This window comes from Salipiger pallidus (assembly GCF_014643635.1).
Lineage (GTDB): Bacteria > Pseudomonadota > Alphaproteobacteria > Rhodobacterales > Rhodobacteraceae > Salipiger > Salipiger pallidus.
In genome coordinates this window covers 330,110-350,325 of sequence record NZ_BMJV01000006.1, presented here as the reverse complement: position 1 = coordinate 350,325, position 20,216 = coordinate 330,110, and the positions used below count along the sequence as shown (strand labels likewise).

Below are 20,216 nucleotides of genomic sequence, written 5' to 3'. Positions count from 1 at the left end.
CGCGAGCGCCGGCTTGCCCATCGCAAGGTACTGACGGCGAGCGTGCCAAGGTCATCGCCGGTATTGGCAGATTGGCTTGTCGGCCCCAAGACATCGCCGCATCAGCCGCCGCGCGGGGTCGTCGACAGCCCTGCGAGGATCGGGCAGTCAGGGCGGTTGTCGCCGTGGCAGGCATCGACCAGCACCTGCAGCGTGGCCTGCATCTCGCGCAGCTGGGCGATCTTGTCCTCGATCTCGGCAAGGTGCGACACCGCCAGCTTGCGCACATCGGCGCTGGCGCGGGCGTCATCCTCGTAAAGTCCCAGAAGGGCGCGGCAATCCTCGATGCTGAACCCCAGCGCCCGCGCCCGTGCGAGAAAGGCCAACTTGTGCAGATCCGCTTCGGCGAAGGCGCGGTAGCCGTTTTCGCTACGCTTCGGGGTCACGAGGCCGATGTCCTCGTAATAGCGGATGGTCTTGGCGGGCAGGCCCGAACGGGCGGCAACGTCTCCGATGTTCATGCGAGGCTTTCCTTTGTTGCAGGGGCCGCCGATTCGGGCTGCGCCAGTGCCGGGGCAAGCCGGCGCAGGCGCAGCGCATTCGACAGCACGAAGACGGAACTGAGCGCCATGGCCCCCGCCGCCAGCATCGGCGACAGCAGCATCCCCGTCGCGGGGTAAAGCGCCCCCGCCGCCACCGGGATCAGCGCCACGTTATAGCCAAAGGCCCAGCCGAGGTTCTGGCGGATGTTGCGCAGCACCGCACGGCTGAGATGCAGCGCCTCGACCACGCCGCGCGGATCGCCCGAGCGCAGCACCACGTCGGCACTTTCGATGGCGATGTCGGTGCCGGTGCCGATGGCAATACCCACCTCGGCCTCGGCCAGTGCGGGGGCATCGTTGATGCCGTCCCCGACAAAGGCCACCGGGCCATGGGCGGCGCGCAGGCGCTTCACCGCGTCGAGCTTGCCTTCGGGCAGCACTTCGGCCTCCACATGATCGATCCCGAGCTGCGCGGCGATGGCCTGAGCGGTGGCGACGGTGTCCCCGGTGATGAGCGCCGTGCGCAGGCCCTGCTCATGCAGCGCGGCAACGACGGCGCGGGCGCCGGGCTTGACCGCGTCGGCAATGCCGAAGACCGCCACGATGCGCCCGTCCTCGGCCACCAGAACCGGGGTCTGCCCGGCCTTTGCCACCTCGTCATGGGCGGCGGCCAGCGGCGCGATGTCGATGGCCTCGCGCGTCATCAGCCGGGCCGCACCGATCAGCAGACGACGGCCGTCCACCTCGGCGGCAAGCCCGTGGCCTGCGATGGCCTCGACCGAGGCGGGCTGCACCAGCGGCCCCTCGGCGGCCTGCTCCAGCGCGCGGGCGATGGGGTGCTCGGACCCCTGCTCGGCACTGGCCACGCGGGTGAGAAGCGCCGCCTCGTCCACGCCCTCCGCCGTGACGATGCGCACCAGCGACGGGCGGCCTTCGGTCAGCGTGCCGGTCTTGTCGAAGGCGACGATGCCGGTGGCCTCGAGCCGTTGCAGCGCGTCACCCTTGCGGAACAGCACGCCCAGCTCGGCGGCGCGGCCCGTGCCGACCATGATCGAGGTGGGCGTCGCAAGCCCCATGGCGCAGGGGCAGGCAATGATGAGCACCGACACCGCCGCCACCAGCGCATGGGTCAGCGCCGGGCTAGGCCCCAGCGCCAGCCACGCAAGGAAGGTCAGCGCGGCGACGCCCATGACGGCGGGCACAAACCACGTCACCACCCGGTCGGCCAGCGCCTGGATCGGCAGCCGCGCACCCTGTGCCTGTTCGACCATGGCGACGATGCGCGCCAGCATGGTGTCGCTGCCCACCGCCGTGGCGCGAAAGCTGATGGCAGAGCCTCCGTTGACCGTGCCGCCGGTGACCATATCCCCCGGCCCCTTGCGCACGGGCACCGGCTCGCCTGAGATCATGCTCTCGTCGATGCGGCTGTCACCGGTCAGCACCTCCCCGTCCACCGCGATGCGCTCGCCGGGGCGGACATGGACCACGTCGCCGGGCTGGACCTCGGCGGTGGGCAGCTCGATGACGGTGCCGCCCCGGTCCACGCGGGCGGTGTCGGGGCGCAGGCCGATGAGCTTGCGGATGGCGGCGCCGGTGCGGCCCTTGGCCCGCGCCTCGAGAAAGCGGCCCAGCAGGATCAGGGCGACGATCACCCCCGCCGCCTCGAAATAAACCGCCCGCGCTGCCTCCGGCAGGACGCCCGGCAGCAGCAAAGCCACGGTGGAATAGCCCCAGGCCGCAGCCGTCCCGAGTGCCACCAGAGTGTTCATGTCGGGCGCGCCCTTGAACAGCAGCGGCACCCCGACGCGGTAGAACCGCCGTCCGGGGACCGCCAGAACGGTAGTGATCAGGAGGAATTCAAAAGCCCAGAGCGTCGTCTGTCCGATGCTCTCCATGAGCCGCATGTGCAGGCCAGGAATGAGATGCCCCCCCATCTCAACGAGGAACACCGGCAGCGTGAGCGCGGCGGCGACGATAAGGTCACGCTTCAGCGCCCGGCCTTCGGCATCCTTACGGGCCGCCACCTCGGCGCTGTCGTCACCGGCGGGGCGGGCGGTGTAGCCGGCCTCGGTCACCACGCGGGCCAGTTCGGCGGGATCACTGCTGCCTGCAAGCACCGTCACGTCTGCAGTTTCCGTGGCAAGGTTCACATGCGCCGCAAGCACCCCCGGCACCGCATTCAGCGCCTTTTCCACCCGCGCCACGCAGGAGGCGCAGCTCATCCCCTCGATCCCGAGGGTCACACGGGATTCGCGCGCCGGATAGCCCGCCTTGGCCAGCGCATCGCGCAGGGTGCTGCTGCCGGTGTCGCCGGTGACCGTCGCCATGCGGTTGGCAAGATTCACAGATGCGTCGGACACGCCGGGCACGGCGGCGAGCGCCTTCTGCGCGCGCCCCGCGCAACCGCCGCAATTGAGGCCCGTCACTTCGAAACGGATTGCATCGCTGGCCATGATCTTTCTCCTGTTCACCCCACGCATCAGGGGGATGACAGGTCAGATAAGGCTTCCAGTCACTGTAAGGTCAAGAGGCGCCGGCGAAGATTTCGCGGCGCCTCTGGCGTGTTCTCTCGGTGGCCCGCTCCCGCGCAGCCTGCCGCCGCGAGGCCGCTCGCGGCGGGTGTCGCCGGTGCCTTCCGTTGATGGAAGGCAGGCCGGATCAGGCGGTGCCGGTTTCCGCCGCGATCTGGGCGCGGGACTTGCGGGCGCGCTCGGTCGCGGACTTAAGCTGACCGCAGGCGGCCATGATGTCCTCGCCGCGCGGGGTACGGATGGGCGAGGCGTAACCGGCCTTGTGCACGATGTCGGCAAAACGCTCGATCCGCTCCCAGTCCGACCGCTCGTAGGGCGCGCCGGGCCATTCATTGAAGGGGATCAGGTTGATCTTGGCCGGGATGCCCTTGATTAGGTTCACGAGGCGGCGCGCATCGGCGTCGGTGTCGTTCACATCCTTGAGCATCACATATTCAAAAGTGATCCGCTCGGAGTTCGACAGGCGCGGGTATTCGCGCAGGGCGTTCAGCAGCTCTTCGATGTTCCAGCGCTTGTTGATCGGCACCAGCTTGTTGCGCACCTCGTCGGTGGTGGCGTGGAAGCTCACCGCCATCAGGCAGCCGATTTCCTCGGCACATTTGGCGATTTCCGGCACGACACCCGAGGTCGACAGCGTGATCCGGCGGCGCGACAGGGCGATGCCCTCGCCGTCCATGACGATCTTCATGGCATCACGCACGTTGTCGAAGTTGTAGAGCGGCTCGCCCATGCCCATCAGCACGATGTTCGACAGAAGGCGCGGGCCCTTGTCGCCGGTGCCGGTGCCCGGGGCGGGCCATTCGTCAAGGTCATCGCGCGCCAGCATCACCTGCCCGACGATCTCGCCGGCGGTCAGGTTGCGCACCAGCTTCTGCGTGCCGGTGTGGCAGAACGAACAGGTCAGCGTGCAGCCCACCTGGCTCGAGATGCACAGGGTGCCGCGATCGGTCTCAGGGATGTAGACCACCTCGACCTCGTGGCCGCCGGCGATGCGGACAAGATACTTGCGGGTGCCGTCGGTCGAGACGTTCTTGGACACGATCTCGGGGAGCGTGATCTCGAAATGCTCTTCGAGCTTGGCGCGGTAGTCCTTGGCGAGGTTGGTCATCGCCGAGAACTCGCGCACGCCCCAGTGGTAGATCCACTGCCACAGCTGGTTCACCCGCATCTTGGCCTGCTTTTCCGGCGTGCCCATGGCAATGAGCGCGTCGCGCATGGCGGTGCGGGTGAGCCCAACGAGGTTCACCTTGCCGCCATCGGGCAGCTTGCGGGGAATGGTCACCAGGTCCTGGGTGATGGGCGCATCTGCGGCCATGGCGTCGATCCTTTGGCTGAGGAAGCGCCCCCCATACAGGATTCGGCGCGAAAAACAAAGGGGGCTGTGGATGGTTTCGGCCCCGTGGCACCCAGCCTTGCGCGCTCTGCAAGGCGACACAACCGGGCCGGATTTGTCGGGCGGGAGTGCTGGGCCGGGAACCTTGGGCAGAGATCGCGGCTAAAGCGCCTTTTCGAAGAAGTGGTCCGGGTAGGGATCATCGTTGAAGCGGTCGATTTCTGTCCATCCGGCACTGCGGTACATGGCGATGGCCTCGGGCAGCGCGCTGTTGCTGTCGAGCCGGAGCAGCCCGATGCCAAGATCGCGCGCCCTGTCCTCGAGCACGGCCATCAGCCGCTTTGCCAGCCCCATCCCCCGGGCGGAGGGCGCGGTCCACAGGCGCTTGACCTCGGCATAGCCCTTGTCGGTGCCCTTGAGCCCGACACAGCCAATGGGCATGCCGTCGCTGATCGCCACAAGGAAGGCCCCCCGCGGGGACATCATGGCCGTGGCCTCGGGATCGGCGGACAGCGACACGTCGAATCCAGTCTTCAGCCGCTGTCCCAGCTCTTCGTAATAGGCGCTCAGGCAGGCGACGGCACGGGGATCGCGGGGGTCGGTCTCGATGATCTCGGTGCGCTCGATTCCAAGGGCGGTGGCAACGATGTCCATGGCTGCCAGAAGCGTCTCGGGGCGGGGATAGCGGGCAAGGATCCGCGCCGCCTGATCGTCGGACAGCGCATCATAGGCGGCGAACTCTTCCGCCCCTTTCGTGGTGAGCGCAGCAAGGCGACGGCGGGCATCCTGCGGATCGGGGCTGACGGTGACAAGGCCCTCATCCTCCAGACCGCGCAGCAGGCGGCTCATCAGCCCGGAATCGAGCCCGAGATAACCACGGATCTCGGTCACGTCGCGACGGCCATGTCCGATGGCGTTGAGCACCCGCGCCGGTCCCAGCGGTCGGCCACGACCAAGGAAGCTGTCGTCGAGCACCCCGGCCTCGGTGGTCACCGCGCGGTGGAACCGACGTGTGCGGGCTACGGCATTGTTAAGCAGGTCGGAAGATGAGGTGTTAGACATGACGGCTCCGGCGCAATTTTTCTGACTTTTGTCAGAGAGGGCTACCAAGAGCAATAGCTGACTCATGTCAGAGATGTGGGCCGTGATCCTGCATAGCATCCGGAGCGCATTCGGAGGACGGATGCCGCGCGAGGCTGGACACTGGGACATCGAGACATCGAGACATCGAAACATCGAAACATCGAAACATCGAAACATCGAAACATCGAAACATCGAAACATCGAAACATCGAAACATCGAAACATCGAAACATCGAAACATCGAAACATCGAAACATCGAAACATCGAAACATCGAAACATCGAAACATCGAAACATCGAAACATCGAAACATCGAAACATCGGGACATGCAAGATCACAGCTGCCAAGCAGGTATCGAACCTCAGAACCCACACTGACCAGCCGATACGCGGAGCGCCGCAGGACGACGGCACCAGCTTTCCTCGTGGACGCGCCGAATGGTGTCAGACGACAAATGCCATATGCCAGGCTCCGAGCGTCAGTGCGAACCACGCCTCCGCTCCGAGCGGAAAAACGCGGACCGGTGCCGCGTTTCGCCAGCGCCTTTATCGTGAAAACGCCAAGAGGCGTCAGCCCGTGCCGCTTTTGCATCAGTCAGCGAGGTGAAGCAAACCAAGGCCAGGCCGCACGAGGCCATCCCACGCATGCGGAGCCAAAGCCTGAAGCTTCCCGCCCGACCCACATCTGCTGAGGGCCGCCCCGCACATGCGGAGCCGCATCAGAACCGTTCGAGGAGTCGCTCGAGGTAGTCGAGTTCCTCTTGGGGACGTTCGCCGTCGCCGGAACGGCGGCGGATCTCGTCCAGCAGTTCTCGGGCGCGACGGTAGACGTCCTCGTCCTGCACCATGCTCTCATCGCTGCCAAGCTGACCGTTGGCCCCCGCGTTGCGGCCCAGCGGGTCGCGCTGCTGGCCCGGATCTCCGCCTTCCATCTGGCCTTGCTGGCCCTCGCCCTGCTGCTGGCCTTGCTGAGCCATCGCCTCGCCAAGAGACCGCATGCCCTCGCGAAGCGCTTCCATGGCCTGGCTCTGCCGGTCGATGGCACCGGGAAGATCACCGTCACGCAGCGCCTCTTCGGCACCGTCCATGGCCTCTCCGGCGCGGCCAAGCTGATCTCGCGCGGCCTCGCCGGCCTCGGTGCCGGCACCGGGAAGGTTCTGGCTCTGGCGGTTCAGCTCGTTGCGCAGCTGCTGCTGCCGCTGGGCAAGGCTATCCTCGAGAGACTGTTGCCCCCCCTGACCCTGCTGACCATCCTCGCCCTGTCCCTGCTGTTGGCCCTGCTGACCCTGACCTTGCTGGCCTTGCATACCCTGTTGGCCCTGCTGCCCTTGCTGGCCGGGATTGTACTGCTCCTGCAGCTCGCGGAACGCCTCGTCCGACAGACCCTGCTGTTCGCGCAGCGTCTCACCAAGGCCTTCCATGGCCTGCTCGCCGGACGACTGGCCCTGCTGGCCCTGGGTGACCTGCATGTTCTCCATCATTTCCTGAAGCTGACGCAGCGCTTCGGCGGCCTCGTCCATGCGGCCTTCCTCCATGAGCTCCTGAATGCGGTCCATCATGCCTTGAAGGTCGTTCTGGCTCATCTCGACCATGTCCTGAGACTGCGACATCTCGGGGTTCTGGTCGCCCTGCTGCTGGGCCTGCCGCGACAGCTGGCGGAGGTAGTCGTCCGTCGCTTCGCGCAGCTCCTGCATCAGCTCGGCAATCTCCTGTTCGGAGGCGCCATTCTTCATCGCCTCTTCGAGACGCTCCTGCGCCCGTTGCAGCCTTTCCTGAGCGGAGGCCAGATCGCCCTCTTCCAGCTCGATGGCAAGATCCCACATGGCCTGAACCACCTCGTCCCGCGCCTCAGTGGTGAAGTCACCCTCCACCTGCCGCAGGATGTGGCGCAGCTTCAGGTAAGGCACCGCCGAGCGGAAGGCATCGTCGGGCAGGTAGCTGATCGCCCGCAGGATCTGCGCCACGTCGGGCGCGTTATCACGGGTCCAGAGCAAGGCGCGGCGCTGCTCGATCACCGCAGCGGCCAGAGGATCAAAGAATCTGCGCCCCGGAAGGGTGATGACCTCGGGGGCGGTTTCGCCAACCTGCCCTGCCTCGTCCTCCACGCGCATGGAGATCGTGACGGGCAGATTGGCCCACGCATGTTGGGAGAAATTCTCGACCAGCGCTTCGGTGAATTCGGTACGGTCGCCTGCGATCGGCATGGGCAGCTGCACCTCGATCGCCTCGCGCGCCTCGGGCTCAGCCGCCAGAAGGTAGGAGCGGTTCACCTCGTCAAGCGCCAGCTCGATCCGGGCGGTGCCCGCCACCACGCCGTAATCGTCGGTGGCAGCGAAGGGGATCTGGGCATCGCCCTCGTAGCTTGATTCGATTTCCCCCTCGCGGCGGATGGTGGGCGGCGTGTCGGCGGTGACCGAGATGTCCCACGCACGGCCGCCGGGCCCGTCGATGGCAAGCCTTCCGGACCGTGCGATGGCGAATTCCTGCGCCGTGTCCTGCGCCACATCCGGGTTCGGATCACGCCCCGAGACGGTTTCCTCGACGCTGAGCGCGCCGACCTCGCCATACATGCGCAGGGTGATCTGCGCGCCCTCGGGCACGTCGATGCCGGGGGCGGTGATGTCATTGAGATAGACGGCCGGCATGCGGGTGTAGCCCGGCGGCTCCATCCAGCCTTCCCACGCGGGGCCCGAGGCCAGATCGCTGCCCGACGGGCCCATGGCGGTGACCGACGACACCCGCAGGACCGAGCCGAAGATCAGCGCCGCCGCGAGCGCCAGCAGCGCGACGTAGCGCAGGGCAAAGGGATCGGCGCGGGCGACCCTGAGGTCGGGCTGGACGGCTTTCGCCGCCGCAAGCCGCTTGCGCATGCGTGATTGGTGCGCGTCCCACACGGCCTGCGAGCCCATGTCGGCGGCACCGATGGCCTGATCGTCCAGCGCGGCCTGGATCGGGTTGCCGGTCATCGACCCATCGAGGCGAGAGATCGCCTGCGCCCGCGTCGGCAGGCGCATCATCCTGATGCCGCGCCACGCGGCCCAGCCGGCCCCCGCCAGCGCCACGGCACCGGTACCCCAGACCCATTCCACCATGACGAGGTCCTGAAGTCCCAGCATCAGCGCCGCCAGCGCGGCGATGACGATGGACCACAGCGGCCAGAAGGCGCGGGTGATGCGTTCGGCGGTCATACCCCACAGGGTCAGGCGCAGGGGCCATTTCACCGGAGCAAGAATATCACCCTCGGAACTGGTGGGACCGGAACTGGTGGGGCTGGCCTGTTCGGGGCGCGCCTGCTTGGGCATGTGCGTCTCCTGCGGGGTCTGCGTATGGCAAGCGGATCCGCGGGAGCGTCCCGTCAGTCAGCCTGCAGCCATTCGGGAAGGCTATCGCGGTTTATCATTTCCTCAAAGCTCGGTCTGCGGCGTATGACAGCGAATTGATCTCCGTGAACGAGCACCTCCGGGACGAGTGCCCGCGAATTGTACTCCGAAGACATTACCGCGCCGTAAGCGCCTGCCGAGCGGAAGGCCACGAGATCCCCCGGCCCGAGCGGCGGCATCATGCGGCCCTTGGCAAAAGTGTCACCGCTTTCGCAGACCGGGCCGACGATGTCGTAGGGTTGCTGTTCGGTTGCGGCCTGCGGTTCGATTACCGGCACGATGTCGTGGTGGGCGTCATACATGGCCGGGCGGATGAGGTCGTTCATCGCAGCATCGAGGATGAGGAAATTCCGCCCCTCGCCTTCCTTGAGGTAGATCACCTCGGACAGAAGGATGCCCGCGTTGCCGGCGATGAGGCGGCCCGGCTCGATCTCGATCTCGCAGCCGAGGTGGCCCAGCTCTCGTTCGATCATGGCGCCGTATTCCACCGGCAGCGGCGGAGCCTCGTTGGAGCGGGTGTAGGGAATGCCGAGGCCGCCGCCGAGGTCGAGGCGGGTGATCTCGTGCCCGTCTTCGCGCAGCTCCTGCGTCAGTTCGGCCACCTTGCGGTAGGCCATGGCGAAGGGCTCGAGCTCGGTGAGCTGCGAGCCAATGTGCACGTCGATGCCCACCACCTTGAGGCCCGGTAGGCGAGCAGCTTCGGCATAGACCTCGCGGGCCTTGGCGATGGGGATGCCGAACTTGTTCTCGGACTTGCCAGTGGCAATCTTGGCGTGGGTCTTCGCATCCACGTCCGGGTTCACGCGGATGGTCACGGGGGCGGTCACGCCCATGGACGCGGCGATCTCGGAGATGGCGCGCATCTCTGGTTCGCTTTCGATGTTGAACTGGCGGATGCCGCCCTCGAGCACGGTGCGGATTTCCTCGCGCGTCTTGCCGACGCCGGAGAAGACGATGCGATCACCGGGCACGCCCGCCGCCTTGGCACGCGCGTATTCGCCGCCCGAGACCACGTCCATGCCCGCGCCCGCCTCGGCCAGCGTTTTCAGGATCGCCTGGTTGGAGGCGGCCTTCATGGCGTAGCAGACAAGGTGCGGCCCCCAGGACAGCGCCTCGTCGAAGAGGGTAAAGTGGCGCAGCAGCGTGGCGGTCGAGTAGATGTAGGCCGGCGAGCCGACGGCAGCCGCGATCTCGGCCACGGGCACGTCTTCGGCGTAAAGCTGACCGTCACGGTAGAGGAAATGGTCCATGGGGGGCCTCCGGGAGTTATCGGGGGTGCCTTAGCGTGTTCGGGGAGGTTCGGGAAGGGGGCGGCTTGGAGGGCCTGATGGTCACGATCGCCACCTGCGCCCGTGGCAGGAGCAGAGGGGGGCGCTGCCCCCGTCTCTTGTTGAGACTCCCCCGGCGTATTTTCAAAGAGAAGAAGCATGGGGGCGGCGCGTCAGACCGGGCGGGTGCGGAACCACAGGTAGAGGGGCAGGCCGCAACTGACACCGATGAGGAAGGTGGCAGGGATCGCGAGAAGCGCTTGAAAGTTGCGGCGCACGGCAACCTCGGCGACGATCCACAGCGTCAGGGTGATCGCCGCGATGGTGAGATCCCAGGTAAGGGCGGTGGTCGCCGGATTGACATGCCACGCTGCAAGAAGGCCGGTCAGGGAAACGCCGTTCTGCGCGAACCACGTCCCGAAATGTACCATTGGATGCACGGCGCCCCAGAGCGCCATGCAGAGCCAGAGATGGCGCAGCGCCGGTGTCACCGGCGGCTCGAGATGCCCATGCCGACCTCGCCGCTTATCTCGATATTGAACGGGCGGTCGGTAGAGTCGCGTTCGGGCGCGATGGGATCGCCATCGGCGCCACAGGCGGCAAGCAGTGAAAGGACGGCGACAGCAGCGGCGTGCCTCATGCAAGGATCTCCTTCCAGCGGGCGACCTGTTCGCGGACGCGAACCGGCGCGGTGCCGCCATGGCTCAGGCGGCTCGCCACCGAGTTATGCACACCCAGAACGTCATGGATACCCGCCGTGATCGCGGGGCTGACCGTTTGCATGTCCTCGAGCGACAGGTCCGGCAGATCGCAACCCTTGCTTTCGGCCATGGCGACCAGCGCGCCGGTGACGTGGTGCGCCTCGCGGAACGGCAGGCCGGTTTCCCGCACCAGCCAGTCCGCAAGGTCCGTCGCGGTGGAGAAGCCCGCCGAGGCCGCTGCTTCGAGCGCGGGGACGTTGGCGTTCATGTCCTTGACCATGCCCTCCATCGCGGCAAGCGCGATCATCAGGTTGTCAGCGGCGTCGAAGACCTGTTCCTTGTCTTCCTGCATGTCCTTGGAATATGCCAGCGGCAGACCTTTCATCACCGTCATCAGCGCCACGTTGGCGCCGAAGATCCGGCCAATCTTGGCCCGGATGAGTTCGGCCGCGTCGGGGTTCTTCTTCTGCGGCATGATCGAGGAGCCGGTGGAGAAGCGGTCCGACAGCACCACGAAGCGGAACTGGGCCGAGGACCAGATCACCAGCTCTTCGGCGAAGCGCGACAAGTGCATGGCACAGATGCTGGCGACACTCAGGAACTCCAGCGCGAAATCACGGTCCGACACCGCGTCGAGCGAGTTCGCCGCGGGCCGGTCGAAGCCGAGCGCCTCGGCGGTCATGTGGCGGTCGATGGCAAAGCCGGTGCCGGCTAGCGCTGCCGCGCCAAGCGGGCTTTCGTTCATGCGCTTGCGGGCATCCCGGACGCGGGACAGATCGCGGGCGAACATCTCCACGTAGGCCATCATGTGGTGGCCCCAGGTCACCGGCTGCGCGGTCTGCAGGTGGGTGAAGCCCGGCATCACCCAGTCGGCGCCGCGGTCGGCCTGGTCCACCAGCGCAGTGATGAGCGCCAGAAGGCCGCTTTCGAACGCGTCGAACTGGTCGCGGGTCCAGAGCTTGAAGTCCGTGGCGACCTGATCGTTGCGTGACCGGGCGGTGTGCAGGCGGCCCGCAGGTTCGCCGACGATCTCCTTGAGGCGCGCTTCCACGTTCATGTGGATGTCCTCGAGTGCGGTCGAGAAGGTGAACTCCCCCGCCTCGATCTCTGACAGAACCGTGAGGAGGCCTTCCCGGATCACCTTCGCGTCGTTATCACTGATGATGCCCGTGGCAGCCAGCATGGCGGCATGGGCCCTCGAGCCGGCGATATCCTGCGCCGCAAGCCGCTTGTCGAAGCCGATGGAGGCGTTGATCGCTTCCATGATGGCATCGGGCCCTGCGGCAAAGCGGCCGCCCCACATCTGGTTCGAGGTCTTGTCCGACATGTGCGTGTCTCCGGGAGGGACAATGAGAAAACTGGCGATTGCGCTCCTCTATACCGCCACCGCGGCGCTTGCAAATCCGGCCCTTGCGGATGTGTCCGAGGCCGAGGCCCTGCGGGCCGGCGACATGAAGAAGCTGAACTTCCATTCTGAGCCCAAGGACGCAGGATCAGCGGATTTCTCGACCTTCGAGGATGCGCCCCTGAACCTGTCGGACTGGCAGGGCAAATGGGTGCTTGTGAACTTCTGGGCCACATGGTGCGCCCCCTGCCGCCACGAGATGCCCGCCCTGTCGGAGCTTCAGGCCGAACTGGGCGGCGAGGATTTCGAGGTCGTCACCATCGCCACCGGGCGCAACCCGCCGCCCGCGATGGAAGAGTTCTTCGACGAGATCGAGGTGGACAACCTGCCGCTGCACCGCGATCCGGGCTCGAAACTGGCGCGTCAGATGGGTGTGCTTGGCCTGCCCATCAGCGTCATCCTGAACCCCGAGGGGCAGGAAGTGGGGCGACTGACCGGCGATGCGGAATGGGCGTCCGAGGATGCCAAGGCGGTGATCCGCGCGCTGATTGGCGCGGGCAGCTAGGCCGGTCCTGCTCCTGAGCTGACATCTGGCCGACACCGGCGAGATAAAAAACCGGGGCAGGATTTCTCCCGCCCCGGCACACTTGTTACCCTACCTTTTCCGGCACGCCGACCGGGGTGTCCGGGCCGGCCTGACCATGGGTGTCGTTCAGCGCAGCGCCATCATGAGCCGCCGAGACCGGGTTTTCTGCCCGCTCTGGTGGTCCTTGCGCCAGCCTGTCTTGGCAGCGCCAAGCTCGTCGAGCTCGAGCGCGCCCGTGGCTACCAGCCCGTCCAGTCCCCATTCCTTCCACGCCAGCCCCAGCGCGATTTCCTGCGTTACCCGCTTGCGGGTCTCACGAAACCCGTCGGAATGGATGATGACGTAACTGCATGCCCCCACGGTCCGGGCGCATCGGTGCGGATCGAAGCGGGTCACCTTTCCATCCGCCGATATGCTCCGCACCACCTCGCCCCGGTCATTGGTGTAGTAGCTGCCAATGTAGACCGGAACGTTGCCCTTGCCGTCATAGGTATCGAAGCGGAAAAACCCCTGCTGCACGCCACGCGCCACGTGGCTGATGACCCCGCCCCGTTCATCTTCCATCACCATGAGAGAGCCGGGCGCCATGCGCTCGGTCTGCCAGGCAATATCTGCGAAAAGAGGCGTGGCACTCAGGGTGGCCACAAGGGCCGTCACGAGGGCACGCATGTGCAGGTTTCTCCGGTTCAGCGGCCCCCACCGCTGAAATCGAAATTTGTCCAAAATCGGGCGAAATGCAATAGTTTCACCACATTTACCCTGAACTATCAGCGTCTTGAGCAACAATGCGCAGACTTGCGCAAGGCTGTCTTGAGGCCCGGATCAATAGAGCGGGGCCGGCCGCCTTACTTTCGCCCGAATCTGCGAGGTCAGCGGCAGTAGGACCCGCTGCGATAACGCGCCGTGTCGAAATGCAGGTGGTCTTCGTGATAGCCGTCCGACCCCGGCCCAAGCGTTGTGCCGAAAATCCCGCAGGCGGCGCGGTGGGATTGCTGAAGCGCCCTGCCCCGGCGTCCGTTGTGCCAGTCGCCAAGCACGCTGATCTCGGACCCGTCGCGCAGGAAGACGCCGGAAATGTCGATGGCGCGCCCCTTGCCATGTTCGCTGATCTTCGCGCCGGGCTGGTTGTTGCGGCCCCGGCAGGCGTAATGTGCCGCGACGCGCAAGCCGGTGACGCCACCGCCGGTACGGCCCACGGCGGGCTTGAGCCCCTTGTCCACCCATTGCCGCAAGGCACGGGCGGTGGTGCAGTCTATGGTGGCCTGCTGGCTGAGCTCCACACCGGACACCGCGCGTACCTTCACCGCGTCCTCAATGCCGCAGCCGTTGATGCGGCCCGGCACGTAGCCGATGACCTCGCCCTGAATGTCGCTCGACCCGCAGACGGCGCCACGGGCACGCTCACGCTGGCGGGCCATGGCCTTCTGCACCATCGCCTTGGGCCGTAGCAGCGGACGCAGCGACAGCGCCGTTGCCTGAGGCGAGCGGGCGGCATAGGCGCGCGCCCTGGCGATATCCAGCGCCGCGTCTTCAGGGACGAAGCCAGGCACCCCGGCGGCGCGAAGCTCCTGCGCGAGCGTATCCTCGAACGACTGCTGAAGCGCCATCGGACGGGCCTCGGGCCGCAGAAGCGCCAGCTTGGGCGCGTCCGCGATGACCTGCTTCAGTGGAGGCCTCGGCGACACACCGGGCGCATCGGCCAGCACGGGCAAGGCAAGGGACAGGATCGCAACCGTTGCAAGAAATGCCGTCGATCGTGTCCGTGTCATGCCCTAGTCCTTCTTGCCGCCGCGTCCGAAGTCCGGGGCATCGGTGTCCTGCCCCGCCTCGACAATACCGCGACGAATGCCGCGTGTCCGGGTGAAATAATCGTGAAGCGTGTCGCCGTCGCCGGTGCGGATGCAGCGTTGCAACGCGAAGAGCTCCTCGGTGAACCGGCCCAGGATCTCGAGCGTGGCGTCCTTGTTGTTCATGAACACGTCGCGCCACATGGTCGGATCGCTCGCGGCGATCCGGGTGAAATCGCGGAAACCGGCGGCCGAGAACTTGATCACCTCCTGGTCCGACACGCGGCTCAGATCGTCCGCGACACCTACCATCGTGTAGGCGATGAGGTGGGGAATGTGGCTGACCACGGCGCAGACCTGATCGTGATGGGCCACGTCCATGCGTTCGGTGTTGGCCCCCAGCGCCTGCCAGTAGGCCTCGAGCCGTTCGGTCGCCTCATCCGATGCGCCATCGGGCACGATCAGGCACCAGCGGTTGTCGAAGAGCTGTGCAAAACCTGCCTCGGGGCCGGAATGCTCGGTCCCGGCCATGGGGTGCGCGGGCACGAAATTCACGCCCTCGGGCAGATGCGGGCGCACCTGCTCGATCACCGCCGCCTTGACCGAGCCCACGTCGGTGATGCTGCAGCCGGGCTTCAGGCACGGGCCGATGGCCTGCGCCACCCGGCCCATGGCCCCAACCGGAACCGCAAGCACCACGAGATCCGCGCCGCGGACCGCGTCTTCGGCGGTGTCGACAATCTCATCACACAGGCCGATGCGGCGGGCGGTATCGCGCGTGTCTTGGCTGCGGGCATAGCCGGTGACATGGCTGTCCATGCCCGCGCGGCGCATCGCCCAGAACATGGACGACGCGATCAGGCCAAGGCCGATCAGCGCAACCTTGGGGTAGCTCATCGGGCACCTGCCTTGAACAAACCGATGCAATGGGCGACCCGGCGGCACGACGCTTCGTCCCCCACGGTGATCCGCAGCGCGGCAGGCAGGCCGTAGCCCGACACTCGGCGCACGATGATGCCCTGCGATTGCAGGTAAGCATCGCAGGCCGCCGCCTCGTCGGCGCTGCCGAACCGGGCCAGCACGAAATTCGCCGTGGAGGCATCCGACGGCACGCCATGCTCGGCCAGCGCCTCGGCCAGCCAGGCGCGCAGGCGGCTGTTCTCTTCGCGCGACTTCTGAACGAAGGCGGTGTCGCGCACCGCGGCCTCGGCGGCCTTCAGCGCGATGTTCGACAGGTTGAACGGCTGGCGCACACGGTTCAGCACGTCGATGATCGCCTGCGGGGCATAGCCCCAGCCCACGCGCATGCCGCCCAGCCCGTACAGCTTGGAGAAGGTGCGCGTCATCACCACGTTATCGCGGCTGTCCACGAGGCGTGCGCCGCCATCATAGCCTTCGACATACTCGGCGTAGGCGCCATCCAGCACGAGGATGGCCTGCGGCGGAAGGTTCATGGCCAGCCGCTCGATCTCGGCGAGGCCGATCATCGTTCCCGTGGGGTTGTTGGGATTGGCGATGAACACCAGCTTTGTACGCTCGGTGCAGGCGGCAAGGATGTTGTCCACGCTGACCACGCGCTCGGTCTCGGCCACCTCGATGGGGGTCGCGCCAACCGCGTGGGCGAGGATCTTGTACATGGCAAAACCGTGCTCGGTGTAGATCACCTCGTCGCCCGGGCCCGCGTAGGCCTGCGCAAGGAACTGCAGCACCTCGTCCGAGCCGACACCGCAGACGATCCGCGCGGCGTCGAGGCCGTTGACCTCGGCAATCGCGGCACGCAGCTCGGCGTGATCGGTGGAGGGATAGCGATGCATCTCATGCACCACGCGGCGCACGGCCTTCTGCGCCATGGGGGGCGGGCCCCAGGGGTTCTCGTTGGAACTGAGCTTGATGACGTTGGAGACCCCGTCGACGGTGGATTTGCCACCGACGTAAAGCGCGATTTCCATGATGCCGGGCTGCGGTTCGATGCCAGCCATGTTGCCACCTATCCTGAACTTGCCGCGCCCTTCTAGCTTGCACACCGCGGCAAGGCCAGCCCAAGCGGACCCGCTGCCGCGATTGCCTGCACTCTCAGACGACGACCTCGTGGCGCTGCTGTTCGCCGACGTTGAAGACGCGCTTGTAGCGCTCGATCTCGTCCGCGGGGCCCATCGCCTTGTTGGGGTTGTCCGACAGCTTGACCGTTGGGTTGCCATCGGCGCTGACCGCCTTGCAGACAAGGCTGAACGGTGACAGCCGGTCGTCCTGCGTGAGGCCGCGGAAGTCGTTGGTGAGCAACGTCCCCCAGCCGAAGGACACCCGCACGCGGTCGCGGAATTTCTCCTTGAGCTCAAGGATCTTGTCCACGTCCAGCCCGTCCGAGAAGATGACCAGCTTCTGCGTCGGATCCTCACCGCGTGCCTTCCACCAGGCGATGGCGGCTTCGGCGCCCTCTTCAGGGGCGCCGCTGTCGATGCGGATGCCCGTCCAACCCACCAGCCAGTCCGGCGCCCGATCGAGGAATCCCTTGGTGCCGTAAGTGTCCGGCAGGATGATGCGAAGGTTGCCCGAATGCTCCTGTTGCCAGTCGGCAAGCACGTCATAAGGCGCGCGGGCCAGCGCCTCGTCGTTTTCCGCAAGCGCAGCGTAGACCATCGGCAGCTCGTGCGCATTGGTGCCAATGGCCTCAAGATCGCGGTTCTTGGCGATGAGGCAGTTGGAGGTGCCGGTAAAATTCTCACCCAGCCCTTCGCACATGGCCTGCACACACCAGTCCTGCCACAGGAAACTGTGCCGCCGCCGGGTGCCGAAATCGGCGATCCTGACGCCCGGCGTGTCGCGCAGACGTTCGATCTTTTCCCACAGCTTGGTCGAGGCGCGGGCATAGAGGATCTGCAGCTCGAACCGCTTCATGTCATTGAGCACGGCACGGCTGCGCAGCTCCATCAGCACCGCGAGGGCGGGAATTTCCCATAGCATGACCTCGGGCCACGAGCCTTCGAAGGTCAGCTCGTACTGGTCGCCCACGCGTTCGAGGAAATAGGGCGGCAGGCGCAGGTTCTCGAACCACTCCATGAAATCGGGGCGGAACATCTGCCGCTTGCCGTAGAAGGTGTTGCCGCGCAGCCAGGTGCTTTCGCCCCGGGTCAGCGACAGGGACCGGATGTGGTCAAGCTGTTCACGCAGCTCTCCCTCGTCGATCAGCTTGGCAAGAGGCACATCCTTGGAGCGGTTGATCAGGCTGAAGGTAACCTTCACGTTCGGCCGGTTGTGGAAGACCGACTGGCACATGAGAAGCTTGTAGAAATCGGTATCGATCAACGAGCGGACGATCGGGTCGATCTTCCACTTGTGGTTCCAGACTCTCGTGGCGATGTCCAAGGTTCAGCCCCATCCGATGCGGTCGGGGATCCTGATACGTCATCCCGGCCCGGAGGTCCAAGCGCTTTCTGGGTGGCCCCGTTTTCCTGCGCCCGCGCAAGTGCCGACAGCAGCGTGCTTTTCCTCAGGGGCTTGCCAAGGAAATCATCCATTCCGGCGCGCAGGCAGGCCTCTCGGTCGCTGTCGAAGGCATTGGCGGTCAGAGCGATAATCCAAGGCTGAGGGCCGTCCATCTCGCGGATCCGGCGCGTGGCCGACAGCCCGTCGAGCACCGGCATGGACATGTCCATGAGCACCACCTCGGGCCGGTCGAGCCGCACCCTTTCAACCGCGTCATGGCCATTCAACGCTTCCGAAATGGCGATCATCTGGTTTTCTAGAAATCGCTTCACCAGCAGCCGGTTGGTGGCATTGTCCTCGGCCAGCAGCAGGCGCATGGGGGCGAGCTGATGATCCACCGGCTGTGGGTCGCTAAGCTGCGGCACCGCCATTCCCGCCTTGTCGAGGCGCAGAGTAAGTTCAAAACAGGCGCCGGGCCCTTTTCCCTGCAAGAGCCTGAGATCGCCGCCCATTTTCACCGCCAGCTGCCGCGAGATGGCAAGGCCAAGCCCGGTCCCGCCAAAGCGCCGCGTGGTTTGCGCGTCGGCCTGTTCGAACTGCTCGAAAATGCGGCCTGCGAGTTCCGGACCCACACCGATGCCGGTGTCCTGAACGACAACGCGCAAATCGACGATGTCATCCGAACTGCGGACCCGCGTGGTGAGCGTGACGCCTCCGGCGGTGGTGAACTTGAGCCCGTTTCCGATGAGGTTGATAAGGATTTGCCGCAATCGGCCACTGTCACCGCACACCGCCTCGGGCAGCGGGGTTTCGTGGCAAATGTCGAGGAACAGCCCTTTTTCACGTGCCTGCGGTTTCAGGATACCCGCCGCGTCACGGATGCAGGCCGCGAGCGAGAACGGTTCTTTGACCAGCGCGACCTTCTCCGCCTCGAGCTTAGAATAGTCGAGGATGTCGTTGATGATCTTCAACAGGGCCTCGGCCGAATTCCGGATGGTCGCCACGTAAAGCTTCTGGTCCGACGCCAGCGGTCGTTCGGCCAGCAGGTCTGCCATGCCGATGATCCCGTTCATGGGCGTGCGGATCTCGTGGCTCATGGTGGCAAGGAAAGCTGCCTTGGCGCGAGCCCCGGATTCGGCGCGCTCCTTTGCATCGGCGAGCTCCTGTTCTCGGAGAAGGTGGCCGGTGATGTCGCGCTCGATCACGATCAGCCTCTCGACCGCACCTTCCGCACTCAGGATCGGCGCAAAGGCGGCCTCGACCCAAATCTTGTCGCCGCTGCGGGTGTAATTCAGAATCTTGCGCCGGATCGGCGCACCGCTCAGAGCAAGCGCGGACAGCTTTTTCAGCTCGTCGAAATCGCTCTCGGGTCCGGACAACAGGTCAGTGGGGGTGGAGCCGATGGCCTCGCCGAGGGAGTAGCCCTTCATCCGCGTGAACCCTTCGTTCACCCAAATGATCTCGAGTCGGGCGTCGAGCAACATGATCGCATCATTGGCGTGCCGCGCCACCATTGCCAACTGCCGCGCCTCCGCCTGCGAGACCCGCAATTCGTTGTTGGCCCGCGCCACCGCCTCCTGCCCCTCGAGCAGGCGGCGGTTGTCCACGTTGCGCCGTCGCTCCGCCTCGTTGAGAAAGCGCAGGAAGATGAACGAAATGAATCCCGTCATTCCGAGACCGAAGGCGTTATAGATCAGCCCCTCGCCACTTTCGCCCACCTGAACCTCGACCGCGAACCCAAGCACCGCCGTGGCTACGTAGATCGCCGTGCGCACACGCATGGCAAGGTCATGATAGTGCCGCACCACGCCCGCGTTCAGCACAGCCGCTAACAGAAAGGCGAAGCTGAACAGAGACGCTTCGCCACCCTCGACGGCATATTGCGCGACGATGACCGTCGCACCGATGGTCAGCGCCTGTATCCCGGCAGTAAGGGCGGTGGCCTTCAGAAGCCGCCCGACGGCAACCCCCCGATCCAGCAGTAACGGCACCCGCGCGAGAAGCGCGCAATCCATGGCCTCGCCGAGCAAAGCGAGGACAGTGACGAGCAGCCCGATCTCGACCGACACCAATGCCCCCAAGGCAATAGCCCCCGCCAATGTCGCCGTCTGCCGCGCTAGGAAGTGCCGGACCCGACCGGCGGCGTAGCGCCGCAACAGCCCCTCGGGGCTGTTGCGCCTCTCAAATTCGGCGAGAGACTGCGCGCGGGTCTGCTTGGACGGCATGAGCTGGCCTCGGACATAGGTCCCGGCCATCTA

At 65.9% G+C, this 20,216-nt stretch carries 16 protein-coding genes; 1 reads left to right on the top strand and 15 read right to left on the bottom strand.

Annotated elements, in window-relative coordinates; genetic code table 11:
• Positions 1–101: 101 nt before the first annotated feature.
• From cueR to argH, 9 genes are all read right to left on the bottom strand, one after another.
• The gene (cueR, locus tag IEX41_RS15835) at positions 102–500 is read right to left on the bottom strand and encodes a Cu(I)-responsive transcriptional regulator (RefSeq protein ID WP_188791223.1); all 399 of its coding nucleotides are present in this window, start codon (positions 498–500) and stop codon (positions 102–104) included.
• Positions 497–2,974, bottom strand: coding sequence for a heavy metal translocating P-type ATPase (locus IEX41_RS15830; RefSeq protein ID WP_188791222.1), 2,478 nt, complete (start codon positions 2,972–2,974; stop codon positions 497–499). The genes cueR and IEX41_RS15830 overlap by 4 nt, the downstream gene beginning before the upstream one ends.
• 205 nt (positions 2,975–3,179) lie before the next feature.
• Positions 3,180–4,367, bottom strand: a complete 1,188-nt coding sequence (rlmN, locus tag IEX41_RS15825) for a dual-specificity RNA methyltransferase RlmN (RefSeq protein WP_188791221.1) — start codon at positions 4,365–4,367, stop codon at positions 3,180–3,182.
• A 180-nt stretch (positions 4,368–4,547) separates the two neighbouring features.
• The gene (locus IEX41_RS15820; RefSeq protein WP_188791220.1) at positions 4,548–5,447 is read right to left on the bottom strand and encodes a bifunctional helix-turn-helix transcriptional regulator/GNAT family N-acetyltransferase; all 900 of its coding nucleotides are present in this window, start codon (positions 5,445–5,447) and stop codon (positions 4,548–4,550) included.
• A 740-nt stretch (positions 5,448–6,187) separates the two neighbouring features.
• Positions 6,188–8,770 (bottom strand): TIGR02302 family protein, encoded by a 2,583-nt coding sequence (locus IEX41_RS15815; RefSeq protein WP_308421512.1) that lies wholly within the window; start codon positions 8,768–8,770, stop codon positions 6,188–6,190.
• A 53-nt stretch (positions 8,771–8,823) separates the two neighbouring features.
• Positions 8,824–10,098, bottom strand: coding sequence for a diaminopimelate decarboxylase (gene lysA / locus IEX41_RS15810; protein WP_188791219.1), 1,275 nt, complete (start codon positions 10,096–10,098; stop codon positions 8,824–8,826).
• A gap of 191 nt (positions 10,099–10,289) precedes the next feature.
• Positions 10,290–10,607 carry a DUF2834 domain-containing protein gene (locus IEX41_RS15805; RefSeq protein WP_188791218.1) on the bottom strand — a complete coding sequence of 106 codons (318 nt, stop codon included), beginning with the start codon at positions 10,605–10,607 and terminating at the stop codon, positions 10,290–10,292.
• Positions 10,604–10,756, bottom strand: coding sequence for an argininosuccinate lyase (locus IEX41_RS15800; protein ID WP_188791217.1), 153 nt, complete (start codon positions 10,754–10,756; stop codon positions 10,604–10,606). The genes IEX41_RS15805 and IEX41_RS15800 overlap by 4 nt, the downstream gene beginning before the upstream one ends.
• A complete protein-coding gene (gene argH / locus IEX41_RS15795) occupies positions 10,753–12,144 on the bottom strand; it encodes an argininosuccinate lyase (protein ID WP_188791216.1) in 1,392 nt (463 codons plus the stop codon). Before argH ends, IEX41_RS15800 begins: the two co-directional genes overlap by 4 nt.
• A 22-nt stretch (positions 12,145–12,166) precedes the next feature.
• On the opposite strand from argH, the gene IEX41_RS15790 reads away from it, so the two are divergent.
• On the top strand, positions 12,167–12,727 hold the full coding sequence (locus tag IEX41_RS15790) for a TlpA family protein disulfide reductase (protein WP_188791215.1): 561 nt from the start codon (positions 12,167–12,169) through the stop codon (positions 12,725–12,727).
• A 147-nt stretch (positions 12,728–12,874) separates the two neighbouring features.
• On the opposite strand, the gene IEX41_RS15785 is transcribed toward IEX41_RS15790, so the two are convergent.
• The 6 genes from IEX41_RS15785 to IEX41_RS15760 form a co-directional block, all read right to left on the bottom strand.
• Positions 12,875–13,417, bottom strand: coding sequence for a hypothetical protein (locus IEX41_RS15785; RefSeq protein WP_188791214.1), 543 nt, complete (start codon positions 13,415–13,417; stop codon positions 12,875–12,877).
• A 200-nt stretch (positions 13,418–13,617) separates the two neighbouring features.
• Positions 13,618–14,517 (bottom strand): extensin-like domain-containing protein, encoded by a 900-nt coding sequence (locus IEX41_RS15780; protein ID WP_188791213.1) that lies wholly within the window; start codon positions 14,515–14,517, stop codon positions 13,618–13,620.
• Between the two features lie 3 nt (positions 14,518–14,520).
• Positions 14,521–15,432, bottom strand: a complete 912-nt coding sequence (locus IEX41_RS15775) for a prephenate/arogenate dehydrogenase family protein (protein ID WP_188791212.1) — start codon at positions 15,430–15,432, stop codon at positions 14,521–14,523.
• The gene (hisC, locus tag IEX41_RS15770) at positions 15,429–16,514 is read right to left on the bottom strand and encodes a histidinol-phosphate transaminase (protein WP_188791211.1); all 1,086 of its coding nucleotides are present in this window, start codon (positions 16,512–16,514) and stop codon (positions 15,429–15,431) included. The genes IEX41_RS15775 and hisC overlap by 4 nt, the downstream gene beginning before the upstream one ends.
• 94 nt (positions 16,515–16,608) lie before the next feature.
• The gene (gene pncB / locus IEX41_RS15765; RefSeq protein ID WP_188791210.1) at positions 16,609–17,898 is read right to left on the bottom strand and encodes a nicotinate phosphoribosyltransferase; all 1,290 of its coding nucleotides are present in this window, start codon (positions 17,896–17,898) and stop codon (positions 16,609–16,611) included.
• Entirely contained in the window at positions 17,835–20,213 is a 2,379-nt protein-coding gene (locus IEX41_RS15760) for a response regulator (protein ID WP_229673276.1), read from the bottom strand. Before IEX41_RS15760 ends, pncB begins: the two co-directional genes overlap by 64 nt.
• Positions 20,214–20,216: the final 3 nt, after the last annotated feature.

Excerpts from the sequence above, each read along its gene's own strand:
- cueR (WP_188791223.1), bottom strand. The coding sequence starts at position 500 with ATGAACATCGGAGACGTTGCCGCCCGTTCGGGCCTGCCCGCCAAGACC.
- IEX41_RS15830 (WP_188791222.1), bottom strand. The coding sequence starts at position 2,974 with ATGGCCAGCGATGCAATCCGTTTCGAAGTGACGGGCCTCAATTGCGGC.
- rlmN (WP_188791221.1), bottom strand. The coding sequence starts at position 4,367 with ATGGCCGCAGATGCGCCCATCACCCAGGACCTGGTGACCATTCCCCGC.
- IEX41_RS15820 (WP_188791220.1), bottom strand. The coding sequence starts at position 5,447 with ATGTCTAACACCTCATCTTCCGACCTGCTTAACAATGCCGTAGCCCGC.
- IEX41_RS15815 (WP_308421512.1), bottom strand. The coding sequence starts at position 8,770 with ATGCCCAAGCAGGCGCGCCCCGAACAGGCCAGCCCCACCAGTTCCGGT.
- lysA (WP_188791219.1), bottom strand. The coding sequence starts at position 10,098 with ATGGACCATTTCCTCTACCGTGACGGTCAGCTTTACGCCGAAGACGTG.
- IEX41_RS15800 (WP_188791217.1), bottom strand. The coding sequence starts at position 10,756 with ATGAGGCACGCCGCTGCTGTCGCCGTCCTTTCACTGCTTGCCGCCTGT.
- argH (WP_188791216.1), bottom strand. The coding sequence starts at position 12,144 with ATGTCGGACAAGACCTCGAACCAGATGTGGGGCGGCCGCTTTGCCGCA.
- IEX41_RS15790 (WP_188791215.1), top strand. The coding sequence starts at position 12,167 with ATGAGAAAACTGGCGATTGCGCTCCTCTATACCGCCACCGCGGCGCTT.
- IEX41_RS15785 (WP_188791214.1), bottom strand. The coding sequence starts at position 13,417 with ATGCGTGCCCTCGTGACGGCCCTTGTGGCCACCCTGAGTGCCACGCCT.
- IEX41_RS15780 (WP_188791213.1), bottom strand. The coding sequence starts at position 14,517 with ATGACACGGACACGATCGACGGCATTTCTTGCAACGGTTGCGATCCTG.
- IEX41_RS15775 (WP_188791212.1), bottom strand. The coding sequence starts at position 15,432 with ATGAGCTACCCCAAGGTTGCGCTGATCGGCCTTGGCCTGATCGCGTCG.
- hisC (WP_188791211.1), bottom strand. The coding sequence starts at position 16,514 with ATGGCTGGCATCGAACCGCAGCCCGGCATCATGGAAATCGCGCTTTAC.
- IEX41_RS15760 (WP_229673276.1), bottom strand. The coding sequence starts at position 20,213 with ATGGCCGGGACCTATGTCCGAGGCCAGCTCATGCCGTCCAAGCAGACC.